Source organism: Fictibacillus sp. 5RED26 (genome assembly GCF_015903895.1).
Classification (GTDB): Bacteria; Bacillota; Bacilli; order Bacillales; family Fictibacillaceae; genus Fictibacillus; species Fictibacillus phosphorivorans.
Genome location: NZ_JACZDU010000002.1, coordinates 585,450 through 609,717, shown reverse-complemented (window position 1 = coordinate 609,717; position 24,268 = coordinate 585,450). Strand labels below are relative to the sequence as shown.

Below are 24,268 nucleotides of genomic sequence, written 5' to 3'. Positions count from 1 at the left end.
CTATACGTACACCTCAGTAGGAATGTTAAGCTGCTTGCCTAGCTGCAATAGATCATCAGCAACATCCGCATACACAACAGCAAAGTGAGGTTCATAACCGCTTTCCATAAGAGCATTTACCGTTTCAGAGACATCTCCGTTTAATCTTACTTCAACAGAGGTTCCTGAAAACGGTTGCGGAACATCTAGCGCTTCCCCCTTCATCACGAGAAGGCGATATCCATCTGGCGTATACCCTAGTCTGAAGATCGTTACTTCTCCAGCTTTTAATCCAAAGTCCATCGTAAAGCCCATTTTACGGTTAGGATGCACGCCTGATTGTGCACCGGTTGACGGACTTGCGAGCGAATAAGCACCTGCTCCGCAATGCCAGAAAACAACCGAATTATTTGGTTCGTTCACATGAACGAGATCCCCGAGATACGGAGCGTTTCCTCCACTTAGTTCTTGTAGGATAAACATCGAAACCGCACCATGAATATCTGACTCACAGGAAGATACAACACCATCTTCGGTAAACTGAGATAGTGTCGAACACGCAGCTGCTCCTAATTCATTAAAGAATTCTGGCCAGCATCTAACAGCGAGTGCTGCAATATCTTCTTGTTCAATATACTTTTTCACATACGTGGAAAACTGTGCAAATTTCTTTACCGTTTCATCAGATCGATTCAACCCTATGACTTGCTGTTCAGCTCGATCGATGGCACCTGTCCATTCTTCCTCAGGTAGCTCTACACATTCTTGAAATGCTTTTAGGAGATCCATCTTTTTAAGTGTTACTCCCAGTTTTTGATGAAGAAGTTCTTCGTCTGTATCTGAGAAGAAGAAGCCAGGTGGATGTTCTCCAATCACTCCAATCTTTAGCTGCTTCAGCTTGTTAACCAAAACATTCACTCTGATTTGACGAGAAAGCTGTTTTTGAAGCTGCTCTTCGTCGGGGTTACCTAGTACGAATGTAAAAGGGTGACGATGATGCATGAGAACATTACTCGTGCTGTTTCCTCCAGTTAATGAATTAAGACGAAGCCTGCCGCCTACACTTGGTTCTCTTACAGACCATACAACAACAGATTCGTTTCGATATTGAAGTACTTTCGCGATAAACTCACCATCTGCAAACGTAACGCTTTGATAGATGATAGAATCAATATTTTTATTGGTTAGCGTTTCAAGGAATTGCTGTAGATCTTCTACAGATGTAAGAATTTCTTCTGGTTCATACACTGTGTGGTACGTCTTGTTGAGCCATTCAGAGCTTTGCTTACGGTATTGCTCACCAGCTTCTAGATCAAATGTTTTTCTGCCAATTGGGATATATACGATTGATGGCATTTGCATAGTTGTCCACATCCTTCATATTGTTTTATCTTTAAGGCTGTTTTCGCATATTTTGGTGCTCTTGGAAGTGGTTGATCTCCGTTTCAGTTGCTCGCTTTCCGGGGGGCGTGCGGTGAGCCACCTCGGCGCTTTGCACCCTTAGTTGTCTCACCTGTCCCGCTGATCCCCCAGGAGTCTCGCACTTACACTACAATCAACTTGTCGATGATGTCTTTAAAAGAGTAAACAAAGGCAATCATCATTTAAAAGGAAAGAGTGATCTTGAATAAGTATAACAAAAGGTTACTACCTTTTAAAATATATTACTACCTTTATATTTATAAAAGTTTTCATAAGCTTAAAAGAATAAGGGGGACAAACCTATTCCTGTCCCCTCTGTAATTCTAGTTCGTTAATGATTCAAACAATTCCTTGTATGAGGAATTCTTTCTGTAAAATACAGGCGGTTTACCGATCGGTGCTTCAACTTCTGCATAACCGCCACGATATTCTTCTCCAGTCCATACGTGCACCCATTCATCTTCCGGTAAGTAGACGTTCCAATGGGTTGCGGCTTCTTCATACACCGGTGCCACTAGAAGATCTCTGCCGTATAAATATTGATATTGAATGTCATAAGCTGTTTCGTCTTCCTCATAGTGCATGAACAAAGGACGCTGTACTGGAATTCCTTTTTCAGCATTCTCCTTTACGATGTCTTTCGTATATGGCGCTAACTTTACATAGATATCTGTCATACGAGCAATATGCTGCAGTGTCTCCTCATCACCATCAAATTGAAAACAATCATCAGGGCGATTTCCTTCATGTGTTCGCATGACAGGTGTAAAAGTTGCCATATCTGTCCAGCGAAGAAGGAGCTCTTTGCTTCGCTTGTTTCCATGAAGACTTGTATACCCGCCAATATCACTATGGTGTAAACCACAGCCTGTCATACCAGCTGATAGTGCAGCCGGGATAACAGAAGCTAATCCATCATCTAGTGACCAGTTCACACTTTGATCTCCACCCCATAATAGCGGACAATATTTTTGTATTCCCGTATAACCGGCTCTCATGAAGTATGTAACTTCACCTAGTTTTCCAGCTTCACTCACTGTTTCATAATTTATTTTTGCCCAGAGTGCGGGCCATGCATTATGCATGATTTTAGCCGATTCACCGTTATAGAGTTGAACATCTGTTGGCAAGTATTCACCAAAATCAGCCATCCAGCCGTCAAGGCCAAAGTCAATCATGTTTTCTTTAATGACTGATTTGTACCACGTACAAGCTTCTGGATTTGTAAAATCTACGACTCCACAGTTGAACTCTCCAAAGTCAACAAGGTAGATGTCCCCTGTTTCATTTAGTGCAAGGTATCCTTTCTCTGCCGCGGTTTTGTAGAGATCACCTTCAACAGCAACGTAAGGATTAATATAGCCCAAGAAGCGGATACCTTTTGCTTTCCATTCCTCAATCTTTTGATCAAGATTTGGATACTCTTCACTGTTCCAACGCCAGTTCCACATCAATCTCTTTCCGAATGAAGTGACGCGTTTTCCTTGCCAGTCCTGACACCAAACCCCTCCGACTTTTATTCCTTTTTCAAGTGCTACGTCCAGCTTTTTTTGAACAATATCGGTTCCGCCTTGTAAACCGAGCCAGATTCCGTTATACGTCCAATCTGGTAATTCTGGCTGACGCCCAAAAACATCAGTTAACTTTTCAACGAGCTCTACATAGCTTTCCGCCGTTTCAAAGAGCACATATTGTGGTATATCCCATACTTGAAGTTCATGATATTCGTCATTCCGAAAATCAAAGTCAGCATAAGCCGTCGTTTCAACATGGCAATAATATTTTTTAGTAGAAATAAAGGTTGGTTGCGGATAGTTTGTGTTGTAGTAGTCGCCGCCAGCTTTATCTTTTACATCCGCCTGCCATGTTGTGTACGTGTTCTTATTTCTTCCAACACCAGGTTCCGAAGTCCAAAGCGGAAAATTTTTGCCTCGCAGATTAAAATGTGACAGCTGCTCACCGCAACCGTAGACTTTCTCGTTGCTATCTGCTTGTACACGTAACCATAACCGGTTTATTTCTGATGAACGTTTTGTAAACTGAAGTTTTACTTTTCCGTCTTCTTCTTCAGTGAGAAGAATTTCGAGATCAGTTGGTCCACCTTCAAATTTTGAAAAAGAAAGTTTAAAACCATTCTCCTCTTGAACAACATCAACATAACGAAGTCCTATTCTTTCTACTACATAATCGTGAATGTCAAAATTTCCTCGATACATGTTGATTGTTTCTTCCCCATATCCTACATATAGCATGGGCTGCTGAAGAGAGTGATGAAAGAGAAGTCTGCCATCAGCAACAATTTGAAATCCATTATTTATTTCGTTCAAAACGAATTTTGTTTCATTTGTTTTAAGAGCCATAAGAACCTCCTTATTATGCTAGCTTTCTTGCTTCTTTTACTTCTTTTTTGTGCTGTTCACTTAAGAAGTCTGCATACTTCCGATTCCAAACCTTTAGCGAAAGGTAGATAAGAACTCCAGTAACAATTGCCAATCCTGCAATCGCTGGCCAGAAATACCCCGAAACGATTGAATCCTGATAAGCTAAACCAATCGGAGAGAACACGATGTACATACTCGCAAGCAAACTTAGCAAGATAAACGTTACGGGAAGTGCGTATTTCCAAGGTACCATGTCGACTTGTGCATTCGCTTTATACACATATGGTTTTTGCAAAGGCTTCCATTTCCCAATTGCAATCATAATTCCAACCTCTACGAAGAACAGAATCGCGTAAATATGGATAAAGTTAATGGTGGTTTGAATACCAAACAATTGATCCAAGCCCCAAACGAGCAAGTAGTACGTAATAACATGGAAAATGATTACTACTTTTGCAGCAAGTGCAGGAATTCGTTTAGAGAAGATACCAACTAGAACAATCGTGATGATTGGAATATTGAAGAACCCTGTAAAACGTCTGATCAGATCCCAAAGACCATCAGGTGCGTTCATCAATAATGGTGAGATAAAGAATGATACAAGTGCTATAACTGTACCAAACCATTTACTCATCCGGATCAACTGATCGTCAGTCGCTTTCGGATTGAACTGCGGTTTATAGATATCAAGAGCAAACATGGTTGCTGCTGAGTTAAGCAACGAGTTAAATGTACTAAATACCGCTCCTAATAGAACAGCTAGGAAGAAACCTGATAAGTATTTTGGCAATACATCTGCTACTAATGTTGGATAAGCAAGGTCAACTGGATTCAATCCTCCTCCATATAGGTGGAAAGCGATAATACCAGGAATCATCATAAATAGGGGAATCGCAAGTTTATAGAAACCAGAATATAGCACACCTTTTTGACCTTCTTTTAAGTTTTGTGCTCCAAGCGTACGTTGAATAACGTACTGGTTTGTTCCCCAATAGAACAAGTTTGCAAAAATCATACCCGTAAAGATGGTCCCAAACGGAACCGAGTCCGTACTCGATCCGATCGCATTTAGTTTTTCCGGACTGTTTGTTGCAATGGTCTTCATGCCCTCAAACATGTTCCCATCTCCGAGTGCTAAGAAACCTAGAGCAGGCACTAAAAGTCCTACTATCAAAAGTCCGATTCCATTAATCGTATCCGATACAGCAACGGCTTTTAAACCGCCAAAGATTGCGTATACTGCACCGATGATTCCGATCACCCAAATTAAGAGCCAAACCGATTGTGTGTAGGAAATGCCTAAAAGACCTGGCACATCAAAGAGTTTAAGAATAGTCAGTGCACCTGAGTAAAGGGTTGATGGAATCGTAACTAAAATATAGCCCAGCATAAATAGCAAAACCGTATAGCGACGAACCCCCTCATCAAATCGCGTGCTGAGGAACTCTGGCAATGTTGTAAAAGCTCCTCCTAAATATTTCGGTAATAGATAGAGAGCCATGATAACAATCGCAAAGCCAGCCGTTACTTCCCAAGCCATGTTGGACATGTTCGTTCGATACCCTTGTCCATTCAAACCGATCAAGTGCTCAGCAGAAAGATTGGTAAGAAGCAGTGATCCGGCGATAAATGTCCCATTCAACCCGCGTCCTGCTAAGAAATAGCCCGTAGAATCTTCTGTCTCCCCTTTTGTTTTTAAGTAAGAGATCCATGCGACCAGTCCCATAAAAAATGTACATGATAAAAGTGTAAATCCAATGCCTGAAAACATATCGAACACCCCTGTCCTTTTGAATAATGATAGTTAAAACAAGACTTCTATGTTGTCACCGATAATTCCAGGATAAGCTCCCTTTTCTATCAGCTGTTTTCGATCCGGATGTGCGATCAGCCATTTATTCTTCATAAAAAGCAAGTGATCTTCATCAGTACTTTTTTCACGCTCTGCTGGCGCAACTTCTAACGGTTCATTCGTTCCTTTTGGTAAAACAACAATGCATTTGAATCCTGATTCTTGAACTTTACAAGGTGCAAAGTGCAGTGTCGTCTCGTATATTTCAATTGCCGTTCCTTCAGGAATAAAGAAAGCCCTTACATTATTCGAATGAAATGTATTATTTTCGATATCCTGTACTTTTCCAAGAAGGAGAACTAGATCAGTCACTGCTATATTGATCTCACTTCCTTTGTGATATTCAAGGCCATTTAACGTTGAATTCCGACCGTTGCAATACCCAATCTGGGCAGGCATCTCACCATAAAAGTAAGTCTCAATTTGTTTTTTTACGAGATCGTCTTCCAGAATCGGTTCTGAAGCCACATAAACATTTTCATGCTCTGGAATTTTCGTAGATTGCTTCATCGTGTTCATTAAACGTGTAAAATCATAGCCTGTAATCACTTTTCCATAACTCTTAAATGAATCATCGCTAACATGCTCAATAATCATGCTGTTTTCTTTCATGTTTACGTGTGACAACTTATTACCTCCTCTTTTTCAAAAACCAATAACATAGGTATCTTTATTAAAACATCACTACCTTTTGTTTTAAAAAAATTCAGTCAATATGGATGTTGCTTTTTATTCTATGAAAACGCATTCAAAATTGCAAGGAGTTTTTTACATACAATTGTTTACAAATGCTCTTTTTAGTTGGTAGACAAGGATTTTTTATTATAAAAAAACTTGCAGACAAGGTCTACAAGTTTTCTTTTTGGGAGGTTTCTAACTGTTAAAACGTATGTGCGGAATCTTTAGCACGAGCAATGGCATTTTCTTTAATTTCATTCGCTTTATCTGGCATGGCCGCATGTCCTTCAACAAACAATCCTTGGAACGATGGAACGCCAAAAAATTGCATGATCACGCTTAAATAACGGTGCCCCATCTCCATTGCTGCTGCAGGTCCTTCAGAATAGACCCCGCCGCTAGCTTGTATATGTAGTGCTTTCTTGTTCGTTAATAGTCCTACAGGTCCTTGCTCTGTATATTTGAACGCTTTTCCTGCTACCGCCACTGAATCGATGTATGCTTTCATAACAGGTGGAAATGAGAAATTCCACATTGGCGTTACAAATATATATTTATCAGCTGCTACAAACTGCTCACAAAGCTCTGAAAGTCTTCCTACTTTCGCTTTTTCATCTGCAGAAAGCTCCTCAAATCCTTTACCAGATTGCAGTTTACCCCATCCGCTAAAGACATCAAGGTCGATGTGAGGAATGTCCTCTTTATACAAATCCACATGAATCCATTCATGATCCGGGTTAACTTTTTTGTATTCATCAATAAATGCTTTACCAACAGCCATGCTGTAAGAGACTTGATCATCATGAGGATGCGCTGTAATATATAATACCTTTGTCATGTAATTGACACTGCCTTTCAGTTTTTTCTTTTCTAAATTACCGTTGCTTTGAATGTTCTTTTCACTTCTATGCAAGTTGATTGGAGCGGAAGGTTGCCGACTCCTATGGGACGAGCGGTCAGGTGAGACCCTTAAGGGCGCAAAGCGGCAAGGGGCTCACCGGTCGCCCCATGGAAAGCGAGCAACCTGGAGCGGAAATCAACGACTTTCAATGAACTGCAATCACGATTTATCATAAGGATTCCCAGCAATGTTCGCCCTCACTTCATCTGTTAAAAGAAACGGCTCTTGCAAAGTATCATCATTGAAAACTTCAGTGTTTAAAAGACTCCCATCATAGTGAGTCGGTCTATCTTCATTCATCTATCCATTCACCTCCAACAGAGATAGTTTAAACGGTTGTTTAACTTTTAATTCATACAAAAAAGCTATCTGCAAAAAACAGATAGCCATAGCAAAAGGTTTGAAAATTAGTAGCGTTGTCCGCCTAAAGCTTGTGCTACAAGACGCTTAGTGATTTCTCCACCTACAGATCCGTTTGCACGTGAAGTAGTGTCTGGTCCAAGGTTTACACCGAACTCAGAAGCGATCTCATACTTCATTTGATCAAGAGCTCCTTGAGCTCCAGGTACTGATAATTGGTTGCTGTTGTTTTTAGCCATTCTATTCACCTCCCTTTCATTTCTACTCTTATAATCCCACTAACTTTCAATCTTATTCATAACCTTAGAAAATTTTTTTCAATGTTTCATTAGGTGTGTGTGTATTTTATTATTTGCTTAAGTATGGATACAGTTTGTCCAAACATTTTAAACAAGTCTGCATAAGATATGGAGAAGAGAGGATACACCGAATATTCTCTTTTCGGAAGTTCTATATGGGGGGAATTCATTGTGAGTTTCATTAGTATCTTAAACGGGGTTCTATCTTCTAAAAAACGTGCAAAAAGCAAGAAAAACAAGAAGAGAATTGGCTAACCCAATTAATTAAAGCCACAAAAAAAGCTAGCCTTTTGGTTAGCTTTTTTGCTGTGGTTGAGTGGCTGAAGCTAAGCTGAAATTTGTGAATATCAACCATTTCGGATAGACTAATGTTGCTTATACTGCAACCTATTTGATTCTCATTAGGAGGATTACATCGTGACCCATATTTTAATTGTAGATGATGATAAAAATATACTTGAGCTGCTGCACTATCATCTAAGTGAAGCAGGGTATCAAGTCTCTCAAGCTAAAGACGGCATGGAATCTTTAGATATCTTACGGCTAAAGAGGTTTGATCTCGCTGTAGTTGATGTGATGATGCCCTTTATGAACGGTTATTCCTTAACAAAAGAAATACGAGAAAATTACGATATTCCTGTGATTCTATTAACATCCAAAAATCAGATTGAAGATAAAGAACAGGGCTACTTATCCGGAACAGATGATTATCTCGTAAAACCATTTGAAGCGAGAGAATTACTTTTTCGAATCAAGGCACTTTTAAGAAGATACGATAAACACCAAGATAATTCCATCATCAGCTTAGGACGCACAACGGTAAACAAAAAAACCTATGAAGTTTATATTAACGATGTAACGATTCTATTACCTTTGAAAGAATTTGAATTGCTCTATTTTTTCATCTCGAATCCTATGCAGGCTTTTACTCGAGATCAGCTCATTCAACACATCTGGGGCTTAAATTATGAAGGCGACGATCGCACGGTAGATGTACATGTCAAAAGGTTAAGAGAACGGTTTTCGAACCTAACTGATGACTTTAAAATTAAAACGGTCCGTGGAGTAGGTTATTTATTGGAGGTTAAAAAATGAAGTCGCTGTATTCCAAATTTGTCGTCATAACGATTGGCATCATGCTTTTAAGCGGCGTATTAGCCTTTATTGCTTCCAATACATACTATCAGGAAAAATTAAAGCCGGCTAATGATCAAAAAAATACAGGGATTGCGCTTGAGATGGCTTCTTTTGTGGAAAAACACCCTACTATCAACCTGAACGATTACTTGAGAAACCTATCTAAGATTGGGTATCAGATCTACCTTGTTGAGAGTTCCGGAAACGAAACGTATTTTGGGGCAAAATTTCGTAACACCTCCCTTTCATCTTCTACGAAAGAATCTGTACTTAATGGTGAGATCTATCATGGAATTCTTCATTTTCCAAAACAAACATTTGTAACGGGATTTTTTGCAAACGAACTAAGTAATTCGATCGGGGTTCCTCTAACATATCAGGAAAAAAAGTATGCTCTGTTTATACGACCTGATATCAAACTCCTTTTTAATGAAATGCATGTACTTTTCGGATGGCTTTTTGGATTGATGATTGTTCTTAGTATCTTAATGGTAGTGGTTAGTACAAAATATTTAGTAAGACCTATCTCAAAATTGAACACCGCTACAAAATCGCTCTCAAAGGGAATCTTCTCTGTTGAGCTCGATACGAGGCGTAGCGATGAACTTGGCGTGCTCTCTCAAAGTTTTCAGCACATGGCTCGAAAACTAGAACAGTCAGATGAGATGCGAAAAGAGTTCATCTCAAATATCTCTCATGATATTCAGTCACCGTTGTCGAATATAAAAGGATATACCAACCTGTTAGAAAAAGAAGAACTGAGTTCAATTGACCGCGCAAAGTACATCTCTGTAATAAATGATGAAATCAGTAGACTCTCGAACCTAACGAAGCAATTATTGCTTCTTGCTTCACTGGATCGAAACGAAGATATTTTACAGAGAAAACATCTCAATGTTTCACAACAAATTAAAGAACTGATTCGAAATTATCAATGGCTGATCAATGAGAAAGGAATTATGCTTAGTTATTCCTTACCAGATACCGAATTTTTCGGAGATCCTTCTCTATTAAGCACCGTATGGGACAACCTTCTTACCAATGCCATTAAGTATAATAACCGTGAAGGAAGCATCGAGATATCTGTTGAAAAAAGAGAAAAATCCATCATGATCATCTTTAAAGATACCGGTATAGGCATGAATGAAGAGGAAGTTGAAAGAATTTTTGACCGCTTTTATCGAGCAGATGTTGCTCGTTCGAAAACAATAGATGGTACCGGACTCGGACTATCGATCGTCGCTACCATTGTACAACTGCATGATGGAAAAACGGTTGTGAAAAGTAAGGAGAACGAAGGAACGACAATTGCCGTTGAACTCCCTATTGATTAAATACACCCTAAAATACTCAGGCACTCTCAATGAAAATACATTGGTGGTGCCTTTTTAATGCACCTCTTCCCTTCTCTCCAACGATTTGTAACGTGTTGTTCATTGTCCGTTCATATAACGATTCTAAACTAAAGATGTAAAAAGATTGGAGGAGAGAAGTTATGAGCATCGCATGGAAAGAAATCAAAAAAAATAAAATGAGGTTTTTCATATTAGGTTCCATCATCTTTCTTGTAAGTTTGTTAACGTTTATTATTTCTGGTTTGGCCAATGGGTTATCACAAGATAACGCTGCCTTAATTAAAGACTTGCCGAACGGCCAGTTTTATATGAATAATGACGCAGAAGAAAATTACAACCTCTCTAGAATTGATAATAGGCTTCAAGAGCAAGTGTTAAACAAACATAAAAATGCTGCTGCACTCTCTATACAAATGGGTTTTCTAAACGATGAGAGTGACAAACAACGAAGCGTTGCTTTTGTTGCTTCTACCGATTCTAAATTATTCCAATCAGTGGCACCCGGGGAAATCGTTCTAGACCGTTCATTAGAGAAAGACGGAATTAAAGTTGGTGATACCTTAACACATAAACCATTCAACGAACCGCTTGTTGTTAAGGATTTTGTTGACCAAAAAAAGTTCAGTCATGCTCCAGTTGCTTTTCTGAATATGGAAGATTACAAGCAGATGTATCGAGCTGAAGAAATGCAGCTACTTTTCATACCAGGTGCAGATGAAACACTAAATTTCACAGAGCTGCAAACTTTCTCGAATAAAGAATTCCTTTCTACCATTCCGAGTTACAGTGCAGAACAAATGTCTTTGAATATGATCGTTTGGTTTCTAATCGTTATTAGCGGTATGCTGTTCGCTATCTTCTTCTATATGATGAACGTTCAAAAGATTGGGCTATATGGCATATTGAAAGCAATCGGCGTAAAAACAAGTGATCTGTTTACAATGATGTGGACACAAATGTTATGCATCACAATCATATCCCTTACTCTTTCTGTTGGTTTTAGCCAATTATTCAAGGAAATTGCACCTAAGGATATGCCTTATCATTTAACGAACGAAACCACGCTGCAATTGTCCATCGTCTTCCTGGTGATTGGATTTATTGGAGCTACGCTATCTGGTTTACAAATTAAAAAAGTTGAACCTTTACAAGCCATACAACAAGGAGAGGTTTAATATATGGATATTTTTACGATTGATGAATTACGAAAAACGTTTAGAAATGGTGATGTAAACGAAGAGGTTTTGAAAGGAGTAAACCTTAAACTTAAAGAAGGTGAAATTACAGCGTTAGTCGGTCCATCGGGGTCTGGTAAGAGTACCCTGCTAACCATTGCTGCAGGACTGCAGCCCGCATCAGACGGGAATATTTTATTTAAAGGACATAACTTAACTTCCATGACGTCAGAGCAAATGAGAAATATAAGAGCCAAGAAATTCGGTTTTGTTTTTCAATTTGCACATCTTGTCCCGTTTTTAACCGTTCGGGAGCAATTAAGCCTCATGTTAGATGTATCTGAAGTAAAAATGAAAAATGAAAAACGTGAACAAGAAATTGATTATATTTTAGACCGTGTTGGTTTATCCCATCGAAAACATGCTTATCCCTCTTCTTTATCCGGTGGAGAGAAACAGCGCGTCGCTATCGCTCGAGCGGTTATTCATAAACCGAAAGTTCTCTTTGCAGATGAACCGACTGCAAGTCTGGATACAAAGAAATCTAAAGAGATTATGTCACTCATCCAAGATCTAACGAAAACGTTAAACATTACGACTCTTATGGTCACCCATGACGAGGATATGCTTTCTTATGTTGATCATGTTGTAAAAATGAGCGATGGTTTGGTTGTGTAAATTAAAATATACCGTTCAATGCCTATTGTGCTTGAACGGTATATTAGGGTTAAAAAGGCTTTATTGCGTCCACTATTAAAGATACAAAACCAAGTTTCCCGTTTTTATTTCTATGATCAAAGCGCATAGAACGATAAATATATCCTTCACTTTCATTCCAATCCTGTGTATGAAAATTTCCTTTCTCATCACAATATTCTAAAAGAGTAACAGAAAAACCCGCTTTTCTAAACATAGATGTAATTGTTCTATAATTATGTACAATCTTATGACTTGCAGCAGGATGATCTTTCGGCCCAGGACCGCCTATTTGTACACCCATTTGATAATCTTTATCAGGAAAAAAGCCATCTGGTACTGCACAACGAATGTGGCCACCTGGCTTTAAAAAATCAAAGCAAATCTTTGCCGCCTCGACTCCCTCTGCAAAAGTCAAATGCTCCCATACGTGTTCAGCTAAGATTGCTTGTAACGATTCACCTGAAAATTGCCTCTCCCAATCAAGCCGCTTTAATAAATTTAGTTCTGACTCCTGCGTCTGCAGCCAATTGGGATTATTATTATACTCACCTGCACCGATTACAACTTTCATATCAGCTTGTTTATTCAATCTAGAAAACACGCCCTATCGTTCGGAATTTGAATTATAAAATTAATTCCCGTGCAAAATTGTTTTTCATAAACGAACTCAAAACAGGAGTATCATTATAATCTAAATAATTAACATCTTACGTATTTCCGCTTAAAACCAACCTGGCCTTTATCTATCGCCTTTTGAATATTTTCAGAAGCGAGTAGATACTTCGCTTTTTTCTTGTCCTGTTTCATTTCTACCGGTCCTATAGCGTTTGCTGTCTCAACCGCTTTTTCATGTAATGGAATATATGAAACACCCACTGTATAAACAAAATTATTCATAGAGGACTTTGTACGTTCAGGCGCATCATGAATGGTATTTTTTACGACCTCAAGCATTTTTTCTAACTTCGTTGTGGAGAATTCACTGTCTGGACGATTACCTAATAGCCAGCAGTAACAACTCCAACCTGCTGACATCTTGAGCTCTTCACCGCTTGCGATCCATTTGTCCGCCACCTCTTGTGCCATTTCAGTTTCAGAAAGAGTGACAGCTACTACATAATCGGACAACATATAAAAATAAGCTCCGTCAATCCAACGCTCAAAATCATTTTTGGTCATAACCGTTGGATCAGCTATGATTCCTGCAAAGTACATCGCATCGTAATTTCCTGTCGCGTAAAGCTCTTCAGCTAAGGTTTGATTTCCTTTAATCTTTTTAGCGATAGGCTTCATGGCACCAGTTGCTACACCAAACACCGGTTCTTTGGCACCATTGGATATATACATCTTCTTGGTCCGTTCCTTGCCAAGCGCTTCAAGTTCCTGCATCACATCTTCTGCATTCATTTATTACACTTCCTTTTTGTGTTGGAATTCAGGGTCAACTAGTGAGATGGATTTCATCATTCACTACCCCTTTCTCTTCTCGACTGATTTAGATATTCCTCTTTCACCAGCAATCAACTTGCACCATAAAAAAATAAGTGCTCTTTCCATGACAGAAATGCACTCATTTTTCTACCTATTTATCTGATTATGAATGCTTTTACAAAACCAGAAACCTTTTTACTGTGTTATTACTTATTCTATAATCTTACAATCACTTCAGTTCCATCTTGTGATCTCACAATAACAAGCTCTAATCCTTTGTGCTTTTTTAGCTCTTTAATAATAGGTTTCAGTTCTGATTGATTTATGGAAGGAATGGTGAAGTCTATGTTTTTCTTATCTAGATGAGGTTTCGACCATTTGTTTACTTGTCGAATTAATAACTTAGAAGTGATAATAGATATCCCTATATTTAATAGGACATAAGGAACATGAAATGAGAACTTTGCCTCTTTTGTTTTCACATTTACATGTAACATGTTTGCATCCTCTACTCAATCGTAATTGAAACGGTATCCCCGTTCGCTGACTTCACATCAACAATCTGTCCATCCAGTTCGTTTTCAATGGCTTCAAGTATTAGATTGATATCAATATCCTTTACATATTGTTCAGATTGAGGAATCTTTAGAGCAATGTTGTGACCTGCTGCTAGTACAACCTTTACTAGTTTGATGGGTAGGTTCACGTTCACATTGTCACTCTCAGATACAACACGGATCTTCAAGGTTTTGTCGATGTAATTAGAAGAATTATGAGACGTATAGCTTAATGGCTTAACAGTAGTAGAGTGTTCTTTTTCTTGTAAGACTTGAATTAATTCTGAACCTTTATCCGTATCAATCTTACCTTCTTGCACCATCGTTAAGACTTTCTCAATCTCACTTTTCATTTTTATATCCTCCTATTCATCCTTTAGCATTTTGATTGCTTCATCTGGCGTAATCTCTCCGCGCTCAAGCATCCCAACAATCTTTTTCTCGTCTACCTCATTCTTCTTTTTGGATTCGTATCCTAATGAAGAGGCTATGTCGTTCAGCTTGCCTCGAACCGTTGGATACGAGATCCCTAACTCTTTTTCAACCTCTTTTATATTGCCTCTGCATACAAGAAAGACTTCCACAAAATGAAGCTGCTCTTTCGATAGTGACGCAAATTTAGACAATTCGAATTCGTTCTCAATTGTCGTGTGACAATGTGAACAGTGAAGTTTAGTTATCTTTAACGTTTGTGAACAAACCGGACAATTTGTAAGTAATGGGTGAGCCATCTCATTCTCCTTTCTCATCAATTAATTAGATTATATACCTTTGAATTAATTTTGTGAATATTTTTATCAAAATATTAATATTTAAAGTTAAATAAATTAATTTTATCGATAAGTTTTGTTTAATACTTAATTTTAGACTTAACATTTTTAAAGCTCCTATAAAAAAAGAGACTTCCCTTATTAGAAAGTCTCCGTGAGTTTAGATGTAAATGTCTGATCCAAAAGTTTGTGTTCTTGTAGTAGATCAATATTTCGCTTCTTGCTCGCATAATCATTAATTTGTTTTCCAATGTTCGCATAAAGCTCTAAATTTTCAAGCTCTGATAGCGGAACCCACTTAACAGCTGTCTGATTTGGATCAGGCTTATCCGGCAATCTAGGTTTGGACCCACTTTTCAATGTACAATCAAACAGCATGACTAGCGTGTGTGTTTGACCATACTTATTTTCGTTCAGATGAGGAGCATACTCATAGACAAAAGCTAATGGACCTACCTCCACATCAATATTCGCTTCCTCCCTTGCTTCCCTCTTTATAGCTTCGATCAGAGATTCATGAGGTTCCGCTCCACCAGCTGGAAAATCATAAAAAATTCCCCGATAAGGATCATCAAACTCCGTTAATAATATCTCATCATTTTCAATAATAAGTGCGCCTACTCTTACTCGAATATGATAGGTCATGTCATTAATCCCCCATTATTTATATTTGCTACATATTTTATAACGAAAATATTACTTCTCTTTCAATAAAGTAGAGTTTTTATAATTTTTCCTTTTTAAGATATAAGTAGTATTAGTATTACTGCTTTAACGACATAGTGTACTGAATATTTAAAAAGGGCATCCCAAAGATCTTCATTTTGTGAGTTGCTGTTAACATATTATTTTTTGAATCCTTTATTAAAAAGGATTCTGATAGAGGTAATTTAAAAACATATTTACCTACCGCTAAGTATATCCCTGAATCAGATTCTCCCTCGCTTGATAGAAGAAGTGCACCATCCATTTCATCGAGCTGAAGAATTCCTATCATGGCTGAAAAAGGGAGTGGAAGTGATATGTTCATAAACGTTCTATCTTTGGTCTTATGGTGAGAATAAATCGCTTTAAATATAGAATCATTTCCTATATATCGATTCCACACACGGGGATTATTTCTTCCATCGATTATTGGACTCACTGCCTGTATACTTCCTGTCATCTCCACTTTTTCACTTGAAATAGGCAAGTTTAATTGCTGCATATGGTTACTTATGTATTTATAGCAGACAGCTAATGGCTTAAACCAAATAGCCCATTTTGTTGAAGCAAATAATTGATATTTCTCAGTTTGTTCGTAAAAATGAACAATAGTAGAAGGAATTCCTTTTATATCTAAATATTCGCTGAGATCATCAACCAAACCTACTACGGGCTCACCTTCTCCTTTAACGTGACCCCTGATCTGGCTAACTGGAAAATCCCATTTAGCTTGTTTAGTTTTAGGAGGGCTCATTACCCAACCTAATACACCAATAAATCCGAATAAGACACTGTTAACTAAACCATGAAAAGTGAGCATGAAATCAATGCTTACCCCCCATTTTCCAAATGCACTATTTAGCGCATACAACAGTGAAAATAGGATAGTTATCCCCAAAGAACTGAATGATAAACGAATAAAAGCGCCTTGTAATTTGTTTATAAATACGGTTTGAAAAGCTAAAATAATTAACGTATATATAGCAAAAATATAAAGTAACACAGAAATAACTTCTAAAAACGGCCAAAAAGTAATTCCAATTGCAACAAGGATAGGTCCTATTAGAATGATCGGAACACAAATTCTATACCACTTAGACTGATGTAATCGTCCAAAAAAGCCTAAAGAAACAGGGAACAAAAAGGCTGAGTAGTGAAAATGTATAGCAGTTAACCAAGTGATTAATGGACTAAAACCAGTATTTATTTCTGCAATAAATGCAAAGAACCAAAGCCCCCCAATAAATAAATACATCATTCCAACATCTATAGAAATTTCAGCCCAGTTCGTAAAACCCCTATGGAAGAAACGTTTAGCTCCATAAATAGCTACAATAAAAGTAAAAACCAAATAAATAACGGCTAATGAAATCTGTATAGTACTGTTTGAAACAAAGTGTAAAAGGAAAATCGAAAGCATCGTAATCCATATTAATCCTACATATGTTCTTTTTATTCCAATAATAAGCTGCAGCATAATTGGAACGAAAACCAGTTGTGCTGCTGTCAGCATTAAATAATAAGGTTCCTTTATCGAAAAGACACTACTGGCGATAAAGAGCATGATCCCTGGAACAGTTATTGAATTAAGTAGATATTTCTTTAAATTCGCCTTCATAGGACATCAGTCTCCCCACGATCTGATTTTGGATATGAACCCGAATGGTAAATACTTCTCGCGCATCATCATACCCTTCCTCTACCTTAACCACTCCTCGTAAAAAGCTCGGGATATAAATTTCTAGCTTACCAAAAACTAGACGCTGTACCCCTGATCGAATAACGAGGTGACCTTCTGATGTAACATCAAAATATAAATCCGAATAGAACAAACTTGGTTCTCCTAAGTAATCTTTTACGACCTTTCTTTCTGAATCAATTGTCATAAATGCGTTAAAATATCTGGTAACTCGGTCAAAGAAAAAAGTACGTTCCCAATAAACTTCATCTAATTCAGAAGATAAAGAACGACATGTATTTTTTATTGTAAAAGGGATATCCTTACCGCTTTCAGGAAAAAGGAATTTCCATCCAGTTGCTAGTTTTAAAAACGGATAAAGCCATCTTGCACCTGTTTGAATAGAATTCATTTTTCCAGAAGCATAGAAAGATTTATTCTTAGGCAGTGCATATCGTATTTGTAATTTAGGATGTAGTCTTTTGAAATCTTCACCTAAGAGATTTTGATAGATTGTCACTTTAATCACTCTTTCTTCGAACGCTTGCAGCTAGTTGCAGTTGGCACATCTTTAGCTAAAACAAATCCAAGAATTGATAGTATCCAAAGACTGCTATTAAAGGTAACAGGGTTAAACGGATGCGCAGAGATCGCTGGATCAGCTATTAACGCACTTAATGTTAATGCAGGGAACACTATTATCTGCAAAAGATAAAGATGTCTTTTATTCCGGTATAACAACCAAGTAAGCCCGAATAAAACCTCAAGAATCCCAACCACACCAACAGCCTTTACCGCCATATCCATCTCCATAGAACTAAGAGATGCTAACATAGCAACTTCCTCAGGATGTTTTGCGATGATTTTAGGAACGAGACCTTGATAGAACCATATAAAGAAAAAGAGTAGCGTAATAAGTACATTACTAAAAAAGCGAAGATACTGTAGTTTTGGTATTTCATCTTTTTCAATCCAGCGTTTCAACACATCAAAACTAAGCGCTGTTGCCCATCCTATGAGTGGGCGGAAAAAAGAGTCTACTAGTCTTCCCATAAAGCTGTAACGAACTTCATAATCGTATTGTGTTAAAAAGGTTGTACCACTTTCATTTGGTATGTACTTCCAATACCCCTTTCCTTCAGAAATCGGCGAAAGTTTTTGTGGAGTACCGAAATGAAGCGAAGATACCTTTGATCCATCCTCTTTATTATGAGTTCCGATACTTTTGCCCCATCCCGAAACCTTAAGCCCCAACCCTATCTTAGTTTCATACTGAAAGGACTGAGGATCATTCTCAGATTTTTTTGGAAGATATGTAATTGAAGAAAAGCGGAGATCCCATTGTTGATGAAGATTAGGATTTTGGGATTTTTCCCATACCTCATCAACACAGCCATTAATAGGTATTTCTACATAAATTGGTTTATTTTGCATAATAACACCCCTTATGTATAAAGTACCATAGGTATTGTAATAAAGCTTTGAATATATGAAATTTGAAATATGTAGAGTAGAAGAGACCATGAAAATCAAATTTTAAAAGGTAAGGAGAGATGTTTTTTTACAGCATCTCTTTACTCATTTAAAAATAGTTTCCTGATTTTGATGGCCAAAATGAATTTTCTGCACGGTTCATATTTAATGTAATTCAAGTTGTGTTAGGTTTAAAGAAAAGAGGAGAAACATAATTATTAAAAGAATCGCAACCGATTGTTGAAGAACTCTTTACAAGATAAATTCTATTTAACAATTAATAAATAAACATCCCGTAAATTTGATTAAGGATATCTATAAATTTGTAATTGTTTATTTTAGCTTTGTTAATAAATTCATCAAGATTTTCGTATTCTTGATGATCTAGATTATAAAATTTAGTTAAACAAATCCCAGTCTCTGTATGAGTAATAGAATATTCTTCATTATAAAATTTGTATTCAATATCATGTCCAATTTCAAGATACTTTTTAAATTCTTCTAAATCCATTTACTGCATCCTTTCTAAAGAAATGCATCAGTTTGTTAAATAATGTTTTTCTTAAAATGAATTATTTTAAAGACAGATAACTTAACAATAATAGTCGAACTCTTTCATAGTTTAAATATTCTTTCAAAAACGTTGGGTAGTCCGCTAATTTTCCCTCAAGAAACTTATATTGAATAAAAATATCAAAAAAAGTTAAACAAAGCCATTCTAACTGTCCTCGAGGAATGCTTTTCTCATTACCATTTAATATATAACTTAAACACCCAGCAATATTCATCCAATAGGTATTTAAATCCCCTGTCAAACATTCATCATCGGAAAGTTCCTCTTTGAAGTCAAACTGTATTTTATCAGTATCATCGTAAGGAAAAGGATTATATAAACTATTCTTTCTAACTAACAATTCCTCATAAATTTGTTGTTTACTTATAATGGCCACCTCATATATTTCTTATTTAAGATCTATTTTATCGCTCTTTTTTCAATGAACATGCTCTTTAATTAAAAAAGAGCCCATCTCTTTCTTGAAGAAATGCACCCGATTGTAGAATAATTCATCAAAGTGAAAGTATGAAATTAGATTGTTATATTTTTAAGTCTATTTAAACAATATTCTATATAATCGGTATTAGGAAATTTGTACTCTATCAGTGTAGAATAAAAGCTTATCCCCCCATCAATTATGGTTTTTAATAAAAGATTCTTATCATGTAACTTTACTTTAAAATAAATATCATTTACTTCTAATTCATCATGAACAATCCAATTTACCTCTCCTTGTAATGACTCTTCAACAGATAACATTACAGTCTGGACACCAAGCCTAACTTTACAAGATTTCTCTTTTGAAAGAACTTCTGCTGCCTCGATCAAATCCTCCCATAAGTTTAACTCAAAGAGGTTTGTATCAAGTAATTTTTCATCATTCCATTTCAAAACTATACTTAAATCAAGATATAAAGAATCCAGATTTTCTCTTTGTGAAATTCTCCTAATCTCTTGTTCATCAGACATCTTTACATAAATAAACATAGGAAATCTTGTTTCAATGCTTACATAATCAGGATAGATTGATTTAAAATTCTCCTTATTTACAACTAGAAAAGTCTCTAACTGAAGTACCTTTTCACTCTTTCCGTTATTATTCATTTCTTCCCATACTCCCTTTTGCCTTACTGTCTTTATTAATAAATGCCTTATTTATAAGGTATTTATTAAATAGACAAATATAGAAATACAAAGTAACTACTAAAAATAATTCAAAGTATAATATTGATAATCCAATATAACTGTATACATTTTTAAATAAAATATAAAAACTTGAGCCTGCTAAACTCATAGTAATTAAAATAGCTACTGCGAACGTGCCCTTCGAATTTATATTGTCATACATTATAAATAAAACGGCACCTATCATTAGTGAAAAACATGGAACAAGAATTAATATATTTTGCACGTCCATAAATAGAGGGAAATCCGTTCCAACCTCTACTCCCTGATAAGTAAGTAAAACACCCAGACACCCTATAAAAAAACTTAACAAATTCCCAATCTTTAATGCTAAATTCATTGAGTAATAATCTCCTTCCGAAATTATAATTTATAGTTTTAAATATATATCGTAGTTTTTATTCCAATATTAAACCGTAAAAAAGTACACTTCTCGATTTTGAAGAAATGCACCCTATTTGTTGAATATCTAATTATTATGATTTATGTATTCTAACCACTTATCTATCTCTTTTTTTAAAAACCTGTATTAATTATCTAACTTTATGTACGGAATAAATTCATATGTCTGATAACTACTCAAATTAGCTTTATCTTTATCATCATTATAAATAATGCTTTCGATTGCACCTTCACTTATTTGAAGATATACAGATAGTTGTTTTATTGTCATTACATTAGGAGTAGAAACTGTCTCTTCATTTTGATATTTTAAATCGTTTGATTTAGTTGCATTACCTGATATGCCATCTCTTAAAATTAAGGATGCTATTATAAAAGAAATGCCTAAAATAATAGCACTTAGTGAATGGACTAATGACTTCATCTAATTAGCTCCTTATTTGTTTTATGAAATAAATGTTATGCTAAAACTATTTTCACCTCCCAATTCAATCAATCCGTCATTTTCCATATTATTACATTATACCTTATTAAAAATAAAAAGGGCACATCTTATTTAAGATATGCACCCGATTGTGGAATAATTTCAATCTCCTGCAAGTTCTACTTTCCATACACGAGAATCCGATATTCTTTTTATAATCAATGTCATCTTTTGTTGATGACCTTCTACAAACTTGCAATAATCTTTTAGTTCAACAATAAGACGATCAATATGACTTGCATAATATTCTACTGAATTACCATTGTAGTGATAGAGTTTAAATAAAAAAGGGTAATTTTCTTTATTGATTCTCCCTGTGTTATTTCTAAAGAAAATGGCACTATGAAAGCCGTAGCTTATTGGTAGATAACAAATTATATTCTTTTTCGTGTCATAAGTTATTAATTCAAGTGCCAAAATTACTTGCTCCTTCTTTTTATGATTTAAGCTCTGATTTACTTTTACTAAAGTTATATTGATGCAATAACTATATGCTTAAAATGTGAATCTTCTTGTCTTGTTCTTAAAATTGCATTCTCATCCATTCCATTACAAATGGCAATATAACCGTCGTTTAAAGTAAAACCTAAGCCATATAAATAAAAATAATCGGAATTAACTGTTTCATATCTATAGATGATTTCGATTTTTGTTATAACTTGTCCAATAACCGATTGTGTAATTTCCAACTTACTTTTTTCCCATTTCATCAGCAAATCTGATTCATGCCAATCTATATCGCTAGAAACTCTAATTTGATTATAAGAGATTAAGTACTCATCAAATTTGTGTGCACATAGCTCTAATTTACAATGATCAAAACTAAAAATAACCGGATAATCACAGAACCATTCTTTATTTGTTTGATCCCACACAATCAAAATGTCATTAATTGTTTTACCTACAAGTTCTTCAAATTTCGGCTTTTGTTCTTTTAATAAGTTAATTGGTTTTGTGTATATTTTCGGATAATATCCCTTAATACCTAGCATTTTAACTACTCCCTATCAATGCTACTTTTCTATATTATATATTAGGAATAAAAATATGCATTCCTTCTTTTTGAAGAAATGCACCCGTTTGTTGGATAGCTCATTATAGGAATATGCCCATTAGCACATTAAGAAAAGGACTAGCAAGTCATGTGTAAGATTAACCTCTCCGTAAAATAGTATTAAACATTCTAGGATTATGTTTTTTAAACGATTGGATAAGTTCCTGACCAAATATAGTTATGGTCTGTTCCCAGGGATGACCTAACAATCCCCAGTTGAATTCCTTTTGTATAAAGAAGTAATAATCCCCATCAGGAAAAATAGGTATTGTCCAATCATCAAATTCTTCGTCTTTTGGAAACTCTAAAAAGGGATTGACCCAGTATGAATGGTGTTGCCAATCTAATGCATAAAAATATTCATCATTATTCGTTAATTCTTTAAATGCAAACAATGATTTCTCTTCAAGGTCTTTATAAATCTCATTAAATTCTTTAAAATCTCCTGACCAATTACTATAAACTGAAATATTGTATGTAATGAATGGGCTTGGTAGTTTAAACGATGGAAATTTAGTAATACTAGGTTTGAATTTAAAATCTTTATAAACCTTTCGCCATACTGCTTTTTCTTCTGATTTACTAAGTTCAATCCAATTATTAATGTTTGATCCCCCCAAAACACTGCTCATCAATAAGGTTAGCAATACCATTTATGCCCTTAAATTCAATACAAAGAGCACTTCTCCTTCTTGAAGAAACGCACCCGTTTATTGAATAAGTAATTCAAATTAAAAAACTGGTTTTCCGAATTAATATCTCTTTAACTAAACGTTTTGGTTTTTTATTACTTTTGAAAATTCATCAAATGCTATTAATGTCTCTAATCGGAATGGGTTTCCGAAATTTTCAAAGTCTTCTTCTTCATCACTCAAACCAATTTCTTTTCCTTCTTTTTTGAGTTTATTGATATGTATTTGAAAAGCTTTCTGAAAAGCTTTGCAAAAACCAAATATATTAAAACTATATTTATCACGATTCTTAGAGATTACAATTTGATCTCCGTATTTTTTAAATACATAGAAGAACATGGAATCAAAACCATCTATGCTAAATTCTTTACTCTCATCCTTATATAGGATTGTTAACTGTTTAAAAAGTTTGGGTAATACAATATAGCCTAACCCCGTATCAAAAATAAACTCTTGTGTTTTACTTTTAATAAAAACCTTTATATCACCAGCATCATTATCAATGAGATGACTTTCATAATTTTGCATACTACTCTCCTTTGGTATAATTCGTACTTCTTTCTATATTGACTTACTTCACCTTAGCACCCGATTGCTGAATAGTGGGTTGGATTTTAAAAAATAATCCGCACCCAAAGACTTAACCAATATATAAACGGCAATGAAAGTATTATTAGTCCTACAAATCTCAATTGCTTAAAAAAATGAATAATAAAACCTATTCCCCAAATTATAAACGGAAGAAATCTCGAGTAATCTATCTTCGAACTTTCCTCTGAAATAAATCCGATTGCCCCCAAATAACAGTTAATAAATACAAAAAATCCAGCAAGAAAAATGTAAGTGTATTTAAAAATTGTACCTTTATTGATCCCCTTTGATTTCATAGCCTTTGAAGTTTCCATATATAACCCCCTAATATAATTCTGTGTAGCTGCTTATACAACAATCCTGCTACGTTTGTTTAATATGTTCCATAAGAAAAAGCGTTAATCCTTCTTGGATCAACGCATCCTATTTATAGAATAAGCAAATTGAACTAT

General features: G+C 35.9%; 29 protein-coding genes. 4 read left to right on the top strand and 25 right to left on the bottom strand.

Going from position 1 to position 24,268, the window contains the following annotated elements:
• The 7 genes from sftI to IHV10_RS11210 form a co-directional block, all read right to left on the bottom strand.
• Positions 1–1,341, bottom strand: coding sequence for a sulfoquinovose isomerase (sftI, locus tag IHV10_RS11240; protein ID WP_197129180.1), 1,341 nt, complete (start codon positions 1,339–1,341; stop codon positions 1–3).
• A 383-nt stretch (positions 1,342–1,724) separates the two neighbouring features.
• Positions 1,725–3,761, bottom strand: coding sequence for an alpha-glucosidase (locus IHV10_RS11235; protein ID WP_197129177.1), 2,037 nt, complete (start codon positions 3,759–3,761; stop codon positions 1,725–1,727).
• 13 nt (positions 3,762–3,774) lie between these two features.
• Positions 3,775–5,553: a solute:sodium symporter family transporter gene (locus IHV10_RS11230; protein ID WP_197129174.1), complete on the bottom strand. Its 1,779-nt coding sequence runs from the start codon at positions 5,551–5,553 to the stop codon at positions 3,775–3,777.
• A gap of 33 nt (positions 5,554–5,586) precedes the next feature.
• Positions 5,587–6,261, bottom strand: coding sequence for a DUF4867 family protein (locus IHV10_RS11225; protein WP_231619507.1), 675 nt, complete (start codon positions 6,259–6,261; stop codon positions 5,587–5,589).
• A gap of 253 nt (positions 6,262–6,514) precedes the next feature.
• Positions 6,515–7,150 (bottom strand): FMN-dependent NADH-azoreductase, encoded by a 636-nt coding sequence (locus IHV10_RS11220; RefSeq protein ID WP_197129171.1) that lies wholly within the window; start codon positions 7,148–7,150, stop codon positions 6,515–6,517.
• 222 nt (positions 7,151–7,372) lie between these two features.
• Positions 7,373–7,513: a hypothetical protein gene (locus IHV10_RS11215; protein ID WP_197129168.1), complete on the bottom strand. Its 141-nt coding sequence runs from the start codon at positions 7,511–7,513 to the stop codon at positions 7,373–7,375.
• Between the two features lie 107 nt (positions 7,514–7,620).
• On the bottom strand, positions 7,621–7,812 hold the full coding sequence (locus IHV10_RS11210; RefSeq protein WP_066397779.1) for an alpha/beta-type small acid-soluble spore protein: 192 nt from the start codon (positions 7,810–7,812) through the stop codon (positions 7,621–7,623).
• A gap of 477 nt (positions 7,813–8,289) precedes the next feature.
• On the opposite strand from IHV10_RS11210, the gene IHV10_RS11205 reads away from it, so the two are divergent.
• From IHV10_RS11205 to IHV10_RS11190, 4 genes are all read left to right on the top strand, one after another.
• Positions 8,290–8,967, top strand: a complete 678-nt coding sequence (locus tag IHV10_RS11205; protein ID WP_197129165.1) for a response regulator transcription factor — start codon at positions 8,290–8,292, stop codon at positions 8,965–8,967.
• Positions 8,964–10,343, top strand: a complete 1,380-nt coding sequence (locus tag IHV10_RS11200) for a sensor histidine kinase (RefSeq protein ID WP_197129162.1) — start codon at positions 8,964–8,966, stop codon at positions 10,341–10,343. Before IHV10_RS11205 ends, IHV10_RS11200 begins: the two co-directional genes overlap by 4 nt.
• A gap of 161 nt (positions 10,344–10,504) precedes the next feature.
• A complete protein-coding gene (locus IHV10_RS11195) occupies positions 10,505–11,539 on the top strand; it encodes an ABC transporter permease (RefSeq protein WP_197129159.1) in 1,035 nt (344 codons plus the stop codon).
• Between the two features lie 3 nt (positions 11,540–11,542).
• Positions 11,543–12,217, top strand: coding sequence for an ABC transporter ATP-binding protein (locus IHV10_RS11190; RefSeq protein ID WP_197129156.1), 675 nt, complete (start codon positions 11,543–11,545; stop codon positions 12,215–12,217).
• A 49-nt stretch (positions 12,218–12,266) separates the two neighbouring features.
• Here the strand turns inward: IHV10_RS11190 and IHV10_RS11185 are convergent, their stop codons facing one another.
• The 18 genes from IHV10_RS11185 to IHV10_RS11100 form a co-directional block, all read right to left on the bottom strand.
• Positions 12,267–12,809, bottom strand: coding sequence for a class I SAM-dependent methyltransferase (locus IHV10_RS11185; RefSeq protein WP_197129972.1), 543 nt, complete (start codon positions 12,807–12,809; stop codon positions 12,267–12,269).
• A gap of 128 nt (positions 12,810–12,937) precedes the next feature.
• The gene (locus IHV10_RS11180) at positions 12,938–13,645 is read right to left on the bottom strand and encodes a DNA alkylation repair protein (RefSeq protein ID WP_197129153.1); all 708 of its coding nucleotides are present in this window, start codon (positions 13,643–13,645) and stop codon (positions 12,938–12,940) included.
• Positions 13,646–13,884: 239 nt separating this feature from the next.
• The gene (locus tag IHV10_RS11175) at positions 13,885–14,166 is read right to left on the bottom strand and encodes a hypothetical protein (RefSeq protein ID WP_197129149.1); all 282 of its coding nucleotides are present in this window, start codon (positions 14,164–14,166) and stop codon (positions 13,885–13,887) included.
• Positions 14,167–14,177: 11 nt separating this feature from the next.
• Positions 14,178–14,579, bottom strand: a complete 402-nt coding sequence (locus IHV10_RS11170) for an SHOCT-like domain-containing protein (RefSeq protein WP_197129146.1) — start codon at positions 14,577–14,579, stop codon at positions 14,178–14,180.
• A 12-nt stretch (positions 14,580–14,591) separates the two neighbouring features.
• Entirely contained in the window at positions 14,592–14,957 is a 366-nt protein-coding gene (locus tag IHV10_RS11165; RefSeq protein ID WP_197129143.1) for a DUF2089 domain-containing protein, read from the bottom strand.
• 180 nt (positions 14,958–15,137) lie between these two features.
• A complete protein-coding gene (locus IHV10_RS11160; RefSeq protein ID WP_197129140.1) occupies positions 15,138–15,641 on the bottom strand; it encodes an NUDIX domain-containing protein in 504 nt (167 codons plus the stop codon).
• A gap of 118 nt (positions 15,642–15,759) precedes the next feature.
• The gene (locus tag IHV10_RS11155; RefSeq protein WP_197129136.1) at positions 15,760–17,319 is read right to left on the bottom strand and encodes a YndJ family protein; all 1,560 of its coding nucleotides are present in this window, start codon (positions 17,317–17,319) and stop codon (positions 15,760–15,762) included.
• Entirely contained in the window at positions 17,288–17,899 is a 612-nt protein-coding gene (locus IHV10_RS11150; protein WP_197129133.1) for a DUF4166 domain-containing protein, read from the bottom strand. The genes IHV10_RS11155 and IHV10_RS11150 overlap by 32 nt, the downstream gene beginning before the upstream one ends.
• A gap of 5 nt (positions 17,900–17,904) precedes the next feature.
• Positions 17,905–18,813 carry a DoxX-like family protein gene (locus IHV10_RS11145; RefSeq protein WP_197129130.1) on the bottom strand — a complete coding sequence of 303 codons (909 nt, stop codon included), beginning with the start codon at positions 18,811–18,813 and terminating at the stop codon, positions 17,905–17,907.
• 316 nt (positions 18,814–19,129) lie between these two features.
• Positions 19,130–19,363, bottom strand: coding sequence for a hypothetical protein (locus tag IHV10_RS11140; protein WP_197129127.1), 234 nt, complete (start codon positions 19,361–19,363; stop codon positions 19,130–19,132).
• 61 nt (positions 19,364–19,424) lie between these two features.
• Positions 19,425–19,802 (bottom strand): YxiJ family protein, encoded by a 378-nt coding sequence (locus IHV10_RS11135; RefSeq protein WP_197129124.1) that lies wholly within the window; start codon positions 19,800–19,802, stop codon positions 19,425–19,427.
• A 137-nt stretch (positions 19,803–19,939) separates the two neighbouring features.
• Positions 19,940–20,512 carry a hypothetical protein gene (locus IHV10_RS11130; RefSeq protein ID WP_197129121.1) on the bottom strand — a complete coding sequence of 191 codons (573 nt, stop codon included), beginning with the start codon at positions 20,510–20,512 and terminating at the stop codon, positions 19,940–19,942.
• Positions 20,505–20,933, bottom strand: a complete 429-nt coding sequence (locus IHV10_RS11125) for a hypothetical protein (protein WP_197129118.1) — start codon at positions 20,931–20,933, stop codon at positions 20,505–20,507. Before IHV10_RS11125 ends, IHV10_RS11130 begins: the two co-directional genes overlap by 8 nt.
• A gap of 189 nt (positions 20,934–21,122) precedes the next feature.
• Positions 21,123–21,419, bottom strand: coding sequence for a Clp protease ClpB (locus IHV10_RS11120; protein WP_197129116.1), 297 nt, complete (start codon positions 21,417–21,419; stop codon positions 21,123–21,125).
• 162 nt (positions 21,420–21,581) lie between these two features.
• Complete coding sequence (locus IHV10_RS11115; protein ID WP_197129113.1) at positions 21,582–21,896, bottom strand: hypothetical protein; 315 nt, start codon at positions 21,894–21,896, stop codon at positions 21,582–21,584.
• A gap of 53 nt (positions 21,897–21,949) precedes the next feature.
• Positions 21,950–22,471 (bottom strand): hypothetical protein, encoded by a 522-nt coding sequence (locus IHV10_RS11110; RefSeq protein WP_197129110.1) that lies wholly within the window; start codon positions 22,469–22,471, stop codon positions 21,950–21,952.
• A gap of 160 nt (positions 22,472–22,631) precedes the next feature.
• Positions 22,632–23,138: a DUF2716 domain-containing protein gene (locus IHV10_RS11105; protein ID WP_197129969.1), complete on the bottom strand. Its 507-nt coding sequence runs from the start codon at positions 23,136–23,138 to the stop codon at positions 22,632–22,634.
• 162 nt (positions 23,139–23,300) lie between these two features.
• Complete coding sequence (locus tag IHV10_RS11100; protein WP_197129107.1) at positions 23,301–23,753, bottom strand: hypothetical protein; 453 nt, start codon at positions 23,751–23,753, stop codon at positions 23,301–23,303.
• Positions 23,754–24,268 lie beyond the last annotated feature (515 nt).